General features: G+C 65.1%; 8 protein-coding genes. 3 read left to right on the plus strand and 5 right to left on the minus strand.

The genetic code is table 11. The annotated features are described in order from the left end of the window. Both Q0S16_RS14850 and Q0S16_RS14855 read right to left on the minus strand, forming a co-directional pair. The coding region (locus tag Q0S16_RS14850; RefSeq protein WP_295849548.1) for a CoA transferase at positions 1–2,383 on the minus strand (2,383 nt) is incomplete at its 3' end. 58 nt (positions 2,384–2,441) lie between these two features. Further along, positions 2,442–3,284 carry a uroporphyrinogen-III synthase gene (locus tag Q0S16_RS14855; protein WP_295849551.1) on the minus strand — a complete coding sequence of 281 codons (843 nt, stop codon included), beginning with the start codon at positions 3,282–3,284 and terminating at the stop codon, positions 2,442–2,444. 132 nt (positions 3,285–3,416) lie between these two features. Between Q0S16_RS14855 and purU the strand changes: the two genes are divergently transcribed. Continuing rightward, the gene (gene purU / locus Q0S16_RS14860; RefSeq protein ID WP_295849553.1) at positions 3,417–4,280 is read left to right on the plus strand and encodes a formyltetrahydrofolate deformylase; all 864 of its coding nucleotides are present in this window, start codon (positions 3,417–3,419) and stop codon (positions 4,278–4,280) included. 53 nt (positions 4,281–4,333) lie between these two features. Here the strand turns inward: purU and Q0S16_RS14865 are convergent, their stop codons facing one another. From Q0S16_RS14865 to Q0S16_RS14875, 3 genes are all read right to left on the minus strand, one after another. Further along, positions 4,334–5,002, minus strand: coding sequence for an aspartate/glutamate racemase family protein (locus Q0S16_RS14865; RefSeq protein ID WP_295849555.1), 669 nt, complete (start codon positions 5,000–5,002; stop codon positions 4,334–4,336). A 327-nt stretch (positions 5,003–5,329) separates the two neighbouring features. After that, positions 5,330–5,560, minus strand: coding sequence for a hypothetical protein (locus tag Q0S16_RS14870; RefSeq protein ID WP_295849557.1), 231 nt, complete (start codon positions 5,558–5,560; stop codon positions 5,330–5,332). Between the two features lie 146 nt (positions 5,561–5,706). Continuing rightward, positions 5,707–6,207, minus strand: a complete 501-nt coding sequence (locus Q0S16_RS14875; protein WP_295849558.1) for a MarR family winged helix-turn-helix transcriptional regulator — start codon at positions 6,205–6,207, stop codon at positions 5,707–5,709. A gap of 229 nt (positions 6,208–6,436) precedes the next feature. Between Q0S16_RS14875 and Q0S16_RS14880 the strand changes: the two genes are divergently transcribed. Beyond that, on the plus strand, positions 6,437–7,606 hold the full coding sequence (locus tag Q0S16_RS14880) for an ABC transporter substrate-binding protein (RefSeq protein WP_295849560.1): 1,170 nt from the start codon (positions 6,437–6,439) through the stop codon (positions 7,604–7,606). A 169-nt stretch (positions 7,607–7,775) separates the two neighbouring features. Beyond that, complete coding sequence (locus Q0S16_RS14885; RefSeq protein ID WP_295849562.1) at positions 7,776–8,645, plus strand: branched-chain amino acid ABC transporter permease; 870 nt, start codon at positions 7,776–7,778, stop codon at positions 8,643–8,645. Positions 8,646–8,693 lie beyond the last annotated feature (48 nt).

Genomic DNA, 8,693 nt, shown 5'->3' on the forward strand with positions numbered 1-8,693 from the left:
CCGCGCGCAATGCCGCGATCTCGTCATCGGAAAGCCCGAGCACCTCACCCAGTACATTCGCATTGTGCTGGCCGAGCGTCGGCGCCAGCCGATCGATCGCGTAGGGCAATGGATCATCGCCTTCGCGATAGGCCACCGACGGCAGAAGATGTGGTCCCATGAAGGCCCGATTCACCGGCTGCCAGTGGCCGACCTTGAGCAGATGCGGATCGCCGGCGAGGTCCATCGGCAGCCGTGTGGTGCCGGCGGGCACGCCGTGAGCCTGCAGCGTCACCATCGCGAGGTCGGGCCGCACCGTCTGGGTCCAGTGCCGGACCGCGACTTCGATCCGGTCTTCCTCGGCACGACGGCCATCCGCCGTCGAAAGCGCGGCGTCGGTTGCGAGGTCGGGCCGGCGCATCACCGCGCACAGCGCCTGCCACTCCGAATCGCCGCGCACCGCCAGCGTGATCCACTGGTCTTCGCCGAGGCACGGGAAACAGCCGTTCGGCACGAAGCGTGGATGGCGGTTGCCGATTCGCGGCCCGCTCTGGCCGGTCACCGATTGTTCGATCACCGAGGGCGCCACCAGCGGCAGCAGGGCCTCGGTGGCGCTGAGGTCGATGTGCTGGCCTTCGCCGGTGTTCTTCTGTTGCATGAAGCCCAACAGCAATGCCGCCGCGGCGCTGACGCCGCCAAAGGGATCGCCGAGCGCGGCATGCAGCATGGTTGGCGGATCGCCCTCGCGGCCGGTCACCGAGGGCAGGCCGCAGGCCTGCTCCAGCGTCGAGCCATAGGCGCGGACGCCGCTCCATGGCCCGCTCATGCCGAAGGCCGGCATGGTCACGACTACCAGCCGCGGATTGATCTTCAGCATCGCCTGTGGATCGAGGCCCATGCGTGGCAGTACGTCGGCGGCATAATTGTCGATTACGGCGTCGGCGCCGGCCAGCAATCGCTTCAGCAGCGCCATGCCGCTGGGATCGGTGAGGTCGAGCGTGATGCCGCGCTTGTTACGGTTCATCTGCTGGAACCAATAGATCTTCTCGTAGGTCCGTTCCGGATAATAGGGCCCGCGCGTATCGGTACCGCGGAACCAGTCCGGATATTGGCAGGATTCGATCTTGATGACGTCGGCGCCGAGGTCGCCCATCTGCCGCGTCGCCGACGGACCCGCCCAGCCCATGGTGAGGTCGATGATGCGCAGGCCCTTCAGTGGCTGCGGGTCATTTTTCGTGGCCGCGCGGGTGGCGCTGCGCGTGCGTGGGGTCAGGACATTGGGGTCGTGGTCGCCGGCGAATGGCGCGCGGCCGTTCGGTTTTGGCCGTGATTGCGTCAGATAATGCGGCAGCACCGGCGCCTCGAACGAGGCGGTGCCGATCTCGACCTTCGCGAAGGCGCCGCGCTCGCGGTAATAAGACTGCCGCAGCAGCGTCGCCATGTCCGGCACCACCGCCAGCGGCAGCCTAAGCTCGATGCCCATTTCGAACCATTGATGCGCGGTCTTGTGCATCAGGATCGGCTGGAAGATCGCCAGTAATTCGGCGGCATGCGTGGTGCGGGTCAGGCCATCGGAAAAGTGCGGCTCGGCCTGCAGTTCGGGCAACCCGAGCATCACGCAGAACGCCGCCCATTGCGCTGGCGTCACCACGGTGATGCCGAGCCAGCCCTCCTTGGTCGGAAAGGTGCCCACCGGGTAGCCGCGGCCGAACCGGTTGATCGCGATCCGCGGCCGGGTGAAGCCGACCTCCAGCGCCAGCCCGGTGTCGAACTCGCTGATCTGCAGCATCGCCTCATGGGCGCTGACCGCAAAGCGGCGCGCGCCGGTGGCGCTGCCGAACAGCCCCGCGAGGCTGGGGATGAAGGCGGTCGTGCCGGCCATCACGGCCACCTGGCCGTCGCGCGGCAGCACCGGGGGCCCCTCCAGCGGGCCGACCAGCTTGACGCTGCCGGACAGCGAGCGGCACACCGAATCGGTCGCCTCATAGCCGCTGTACAGGCCGTGCTCGCCGAACCATGACAGCGCGGTGATGGCGAGGCCGGGCTGTTCGCGGCGCAGCGATTCGTGGCTCAGCAGCGATGTTGCAATGCTGGCGGGCGGCCGCGCGTCGAGCAGCAGGTCGGCGTCCACCAGCAGCGCGCGCACTTTCGCAGCATCCACGGCGTCGTCGAGATCGGCGATCAGACTATGCTTATTGGTATTCAGCCACGCGAAATATCCGCTCTCGCGGCGGCCGAGGCCTGCATCGACCAGCGGCGCAAAGCTGCGGGCGGGGTCGCCGCCGGGCGGCTCGATCCGGATGACCTCGGCGCCGAAATCGGCGAACATCTTGCCGCAATAGCCCAGTACGTCGCCGGTTCCGATCTCGACGACGCGCAATTTCGACAGTGGCAAGTCTGGCATTTCCGCCCGATCAATTATTGGTTGGTTGCATCATGTCGGGATCGCCGCGGGCGTCAAGTCAACCGGTGCGAAGCCGCGGGATGTTTTTGGCAAGCGCGATCGACATCGCCGAGATCAGCGGCTTCATGAAGAAGGCATCATGGGCGGGATAGATGTCGGTAGGCAGGCCGTGGGCGCGCAATTCGTCGGAGACGACCGGGCCCACCGAGGCGATCGGCGTCGAAGCCAGCGCGCGGCGCAACTCCTCGCCGCGGCCATGTGCCTCGGCGGCGTCAATCAGGCGGCGCACTTGGCCCGAACTCGTCAGCGCGATGGCGTCGACGCGGCCTCGCGCCAGTTCGTCGATCGCCGACAGGATGTTGGCCTCCGCCGCCTGGGCGTCATAGACGTAAGGCAGCACCGGCTCGACTGTGGCGCCACCCGCCTCAATGGCCGTGATCAGCACGCTGTGGTCCTTTTCGGGATAAAGTTGCAGCCCGAGCCGGTGGCCCTTCAGGTCGAGCCGCGCCAGCATCTCGGCAATGCCCTCCGAAGTCGGCTTCTCGGTGACGATATCGGGCTCCAGCCCGAGCTCGCGCAGCGCACGGCCCGGCTTCGGCCCACGGGCGAATTTTCGGGACGCGCCGATGGCGGCGACGAATGCCGGTTCGACGCCAAGACGGCGCACTACCTTCATGATCCGGCGCAGGCCTTCGCCGGTCGTCAGCACTAAGTCGTCGAACGGCCGCGCGATGGCGCGCCCGATCCAGGCCTCGATGGGGCCGGGGTCGGGCGCGTCATGGATGGTGAACATCGGACATTGCAGCACGTCGGCGCCCTGCTGGACGAGCAGCCGGGAGAACTGCGCTTCCTCGCGGGTTTCCAGGATCAGGATGCGATACCCGTTGAGTCTGTCGGCCATGTATTTCGCTCCGGGAGCGGTCTGAGGGTGGGCAATGACGGTCATAGTGCAGCGCAAGGCGGGATTGGCGCAAGGCCGCCGCCGGTGGTAGAGCAGGGCGCCAATCACCGGTTCCTGCGAGCATTACAGCCTATGTCCCATCGCCAGTTCGTCCTTACTTTGTCCTGTCCCGACCGCCCGGGCATCGTTTCCGCGGTCTCGACGTTCCTGGCCCATAACGGCCAGAACATTCTCGACGCCCAGCAATTCACCGATGTCGAGACCAGCCATTTCTTCATGCGCGTGGTGTTCACCGCCGCCGACCTCGCGGTTGACCTGCCCAAGCTCGAGACCGGTTTCGGCGCCATCGCCGAGCGTTTCAAGATGGATTGGCAGATGCGCGACCGCGAGACCCGCCGCCGGGTGATGCTGATGGTGTCGCAGTCCGACCATTGCCTGGTCGACATTCTGTATCGCTGGCGCACCGGCGATCTCGAGATGATTCCGACCGCGATCGTTTCCAACCATCCGCGCGAGACCTACAAGAACCTCGATTTCGGCGACATCCCGTTCCACCACATGCCGATCACCAAGGACACCAAGCGCGAGCAGGAAGCGGCGATCTGGGCGCTGGTGCAGAGCACCGAAACCGATCTGGTGGTGCTGGCGCGCTACATGCAGATCCTGTCCGATGAGATGACCACCAAACTTGCCGGCCGCTGCATCAACATCCACCACTCGTTCCTGCCAGGCTTCAAGGGGGCGCGGCCCTATCACCAGGCCCATGCCCGCGGCGTCAAGCTGATCGGCGCCACCGGCCACTACGTCACCAGCGATCTTGACGAAGGCCCGATCATCGATCAGGACGTCGAGCGCATCAGCCACCGCGATACCCCCGAAGACCTGGTCCGCAAGGGCCGCGACATCGAACGCCGCGTGCTGGCCCGCGCGATGCGCTACCACCTCGAGGACCGCGTCATTCTCAACGGCAAGAAGACCGTGGTGTTCATGAACTGAGGTGGTCTTGCGGGGCGGGCGCGGCGCCAGCTCCGGAATGGCGAAAACGCCGGCTACCTGCTCCGCGCGGCCTCCACCGCCATCATCCCGAGCAGCCGCCGCACCGCGGCGGGGATTGGCGCGATGATCGGCTCGCGGAACAACAACGACAGGGCCAAAGCGGCCTGGCCGAGCGGGCCGCCACCAATGATCACGACGTCGGCGCCGTCCCTCTGCAGGCAGACGCGCACCGCCTCGGCGAGTGCCGCCCGCAGCCGGTCCGGATCCCTGGCCAATTCAACGGGATCACCGGGCGTGAGGCGGACGCCGCAAAACAGATGGCTGAGGTTCAGTTCGCGCGCGGCCTGCTCGATCGATTCCACCAGCTCGGGGGTCACGGTGGCGACGCCAAAACGCCGGCCGCCGAGCGCCGCCTCGCGCATCGAGGCCTCGCAGATCCCGACCACCGGGATCGCGACGCGGTCCTGCAGCGTCTTCAGGCCGGGGTCGCCATAGGCGCTGACAATGATGCCGGCGCAGCCGGCGCCGTCGCGCAGGCCGATTTCCACCACTTCGTCGGCACTGGCCGCCAGCGCGGCGGCTGTCGTGATCATCATCGGACCTTTGCGCGCGGTGGCGCCAATGATTTGCACGTTACCCGGCACGCCAGCGGCGGCGATGCCGACCATCATCGCGGTGGTGTTCTCGGAGCTGTTGGGATTGATCAGCAGGATGTTCGGCATGCTCGTTCAGGCCACCTCCGGCAACGCCGCCACAGTCAGCTCGTCCATCAATTTTGCGCGCTGCTGGTGCCGATGGCATTGAGCGCGCCCTTGAGTTCGTGGGGTGCTGCCTGACGATGTCGCAACCGTTCCCGTCGCCATCCAGTATCTCCCTGAAACCCGCGTAAGCAGGATGCGGTGCATGCGACCGATGTTGCACATCTCATGCCGTGCGATTGACCGCTGCTGTCATTCCGGGGCGGGAACGGTCCAGCTCAGGTTCTGGAGATGTTCAAAACAATTCAGGATTCCGGGTCTGTATCTCAGCTGGCTTCGCCGTCTGTGCGATCAATGCACCGCTTGTGCGGAGGGCGAGTTTGCCGGATCGGGTCCGCTCAGCGTCGCCGGCGACGGCTTGCTTTCGCGCTGCTTCATGTATTCGTCATATTGCGGCGTGCCCGGCCGCGGTGGGGCGTCGGGCGGCAATCCGCCGGCCCAGGCCGGGATCAGGTCGGCCATGCCGCCGGCCAGGAATGCGCTGATGGAGCCACAACCGCCGAGGCCGGGGGCCATCAGCATGAGCACGATCAGAGCTGGAACACGACGAGATATAAGCATGGCGCGAGGTCGTCTGTTGCACTGCGGTCAATCATAACAGAATTAATATTGGTGGCGACCGGCAAATTTGCGATCGCTTTGCGGTGTTAACGGGCCTGACCGGCGAGTCAGCTCTTACTGCGTCGCGGTTTCCTTGCCGCGGGGGCGGCGGTCCGGGTCGGGACGGCATTGACGGCCGCCGTCTGCGCCAGCAATCGGCGCAGCAGGCCGATCAGCACATCGACCTCGTGCGGCTCGAGACATTCCAGCAGCACGCGCTCGCGGTCGAGCGCGAGGTCGATGATGCGGTCGTGCAAAGCGCGGCCGGTGCGGGTCAGCGTGATCACGCGCTTGCTCTCGCCGGACGGTTCGGTAACCGTGACGCTGCCATTGTCGACCAGCGATCGGGTGGTGCGGCTGACCAGCCCCTTGTCGAGGTCGAAGAACTGGCAGATCTGTTGTGCGGTGCAGGAATTCTCGACCGCCAGCAGCGACAGGATGCGCCACTCGGTCACGCCCACCCCGAATTCGCGGCGATAGGCACTCGACGCGCCGCCCGCTAGCTTGTTGCCGAGGAAATTGATCAGCGCGGGGACGTAACGTCCATGGTTAATGACGGGCTTCGACATCGGGAAGGTCCGCCGGAAAAAGCGACATTGCTATCATTCAAAACAAAAGCCGGTTGGCGGCCCGCGGCAGGCATGCCACGCTGACCTATGCAGAGGCAGTTAGCATCGCAGGTTGTGTTGTCAACCTGTCGTTGACAGCCCCGCCGGGCTTCGTTATCGCGGGTGACATTGTATCGAGCCATGATCTGCGGCCGCTAAGAGCCGACGGGACGACCACAGGAGGACTACCATGCTGAAGAAATTTGTTTTCGCCACGGTCGCTGCCGCGGGGGTTCTTTCGTTGTGCACGGTCGCGCAGGCGCAGGAAAGCGTGAAGATTGGCCTGATCGTGCCAATGACCGGTGGCCAGGCCTCGACCGGCCAGCAGATCAATAACGCCATCAAGCTCTACATGCAGAAGAACGGCGACAGCGTCGCCGGCAAGAAGATCGAGATCATCCTAAAGGATGATGCCGCGCTGCCCGACAATACCAAGCGCCTGGCGCAGGAATTGATCGTCAATGAGAAGGTCAGCGTCATTGCCGGATTCGGCGTGACCCCCGCCGCTCTCGCCGCCGCGCCGCTCGCCACCCAGGCCAAGATCCCGGAAGTCGTGATGGCCGCGGGAACCTCGATCATCACCGAGCGCTCGCCCTATATCGTGCGCACCTCGTTCACGCTGGCGCAGTCCTCCACCATCATCGGCGACTGGGCTGCCAAGAACGGCATCAAGAAGGTCGCGACCCTGACCTCGGACTACGCGCCCGGCAACGACGCGCTGCAGTTCTTTAAGGAGCGTTTCGTCGCCGGCGGCGGCGAGGTGGTCGAGGAGGTCAAGGTGCCGCTGGCCAATCCGGACTTCGCGCCGTTCCTGCAGCGCATGAAGGATTCCAAGCCCGACGCGGTGTTCGTGTTCGTGCCGGCCGGGCAGGGCGGAAATTTCATGAAGCAATATGCTGAGCGCGGCCTCGACAAGTCCGGCATCAAGGTGATCGGACCGGGCGACGTGATGGACGATGACCTGCTCAACAATATGGGCGACGCGGCGCTGGGCGCCGTCACCGCGCATCTCTATTCGGCGGCGCATCCCTCCGCCATGAACAAGGCCTTCGTCGCCGACTACAAGAAGGCTTTTGGCAGCCGCCCGGGTTTCATGGCGGTGTCGGGCTATGACGGCATCCATCTGATCTACGAGGCGATCAAGAAGACTGGCGGCAAGGTCGACGGCGACTCGCTGATTGCCGCCATGAAGGGCATGGCCTGGGAGAGCCCGCGCGGCCCGATCTCGATCGATCCGGAAACCCGCGACATCATCCAGAATATCTATATTCGCGAGGTCAAGAAGGTCGACGGCGAGCTCTACAACATCGAATTCGCTACCTTCGAAAACGTCAAGGATCCCGGCAAGACGAAGAAGTAAGAGCAACGGATGACGGCCGGCCTCCCCCCGTACTTTCGGGGGGAGGCCGGGTTGGGGCGCGTCCGACGCGCCATTCTTATCGCTGTACTACCCCCACCCGACCGGCCTGTCGGCCGGCCACCCTCCCCACCGCGAAGACGCGGGCGGAGGGACAAGAAAGCAACTGCGCTTGATGACCCTTCTCACCATCCTGTTCGACGGCGTCGCCTATGGCATGTTGCTGTTCGTGCTGGCGTGCGGGCTGGCGGTGACGCTGGGGCTGATGAATTTCGTCAACCTCGCCCACGGCGCGTTCGCGATGGCCGGCGGCTATGTCTGTGCCGTGCTGGTCAATCGCTCCGGCCTGCCGTTCTTCGCCGCCCTGCCGATCGCCTTCCTGGTCAGCGCCGCGGTCGGTGCGCTGCTGGAGCGCACGCTGTACCGCCATCTCTACACCCGCAGCCATCTCGACCAGGTGCTGTTCACCATCGGTCTGGTGTTCATGTCGGTCACCGCCTGCGACTATTTCATGGGATCGTCGCAGACCTTTATTCATCTGCCGGCCTACCTGCAGGGCCAGATCGACATCTTTGGCCTCGGCGTCGGCCGCTACCGGCTGATGATCATCGTGATTTGCGGGCTGCTGACCATCGCCCTGCAATTGATCCTGTCGAAAACCCGCTTCGGCAGCCGGCTGCGCGCGGCGGTTGACGACCCGCGCGCCGCCTCCGGTCTCGGCATCAACGTGCCGCAGGTGTTCGCATTGACCTTCGCGTTCGGCTGCGGCCTGGCCGGCATGGGTGGCGCGCTTGGTGCCGAAATCCTCGGCCTCGATCCGTATTTCCCGCTGAAATTCATGATCTACTTCCTGATCGTGGTGACCGTCGGCGGCTCCTCCAGCATCACCGGGCCGTTTCTGGCCTCGCTGCTGCTCGGCATCGGCGACGTCGCCGGAAAATATTACGTCCCCAAGATGGGACCATTCGTGATCTACACCATGATGATCGTGATCCTGATCTGGCGCCCGAACGGCCTGTTCGGCCGCACCGCCGCCCGTTGAGTAAAGCCATGACCGCGCAAGCCGACGTCGGATACCACGCCAGAGCGC

This window comes from Tardiphaga sp. (assembly GCF_025356345.1).
In the GTDB taxonomy this organism is placed as follows: domain Bacteria; phylum Pseudomonadota; class Alphaproteobacteria; order Rhizobiales; family Xanthobacteraceae; genus Tardiphaga.

Excerpts from the sequence above, each read along its gene's own strand:
- purU (WP_295849553.1), top strand. The coding sequence starts at position 3,417 with ATGTCCCATCGCCAGTTCGTCCTTACTTTGTCCTGTCCCGACCGCCCG.
- Q0S16_RS14870 (WP_295849557.1), bottom strand. The coding sequence starts at position 5,560 with ATGCTGATGGCCCCCGGCCTCGGCGGTTGTGGCTCCATCAGCGCATTC.
- Q0S16_RS14875 (WP_295849558.1), bottom strand. The coding sequence starts at position 6,207 with ATGTCGAAGCCCGTCATTAACCATGGACGTTACGTCCCCGCGCTGATC.
- Q0S16_RS14880 (WP_295849560.1), top strand. The coding sequence starts at position 6,437 with ATGCTGAAGAAATTTGTTTTCGCCACGGTCGCTGCCGCGGGGGTTCTT.
- Q0S16_RS14855 (WP_295849551.1), bottom strand. The coding sequence starts at position 3,284 with ATGGCCGACAGACTCAACGGGTATCGCATCCTGATCCTGGAAACCCGC.
- Q0S16_RS14865 (WP_295849555.1), bottom strand. The coding sequence starts at position 5,002 with ATGCCGAACATCCTGCTGATCAATCCCAACAGCTCCGAGAACACCACC.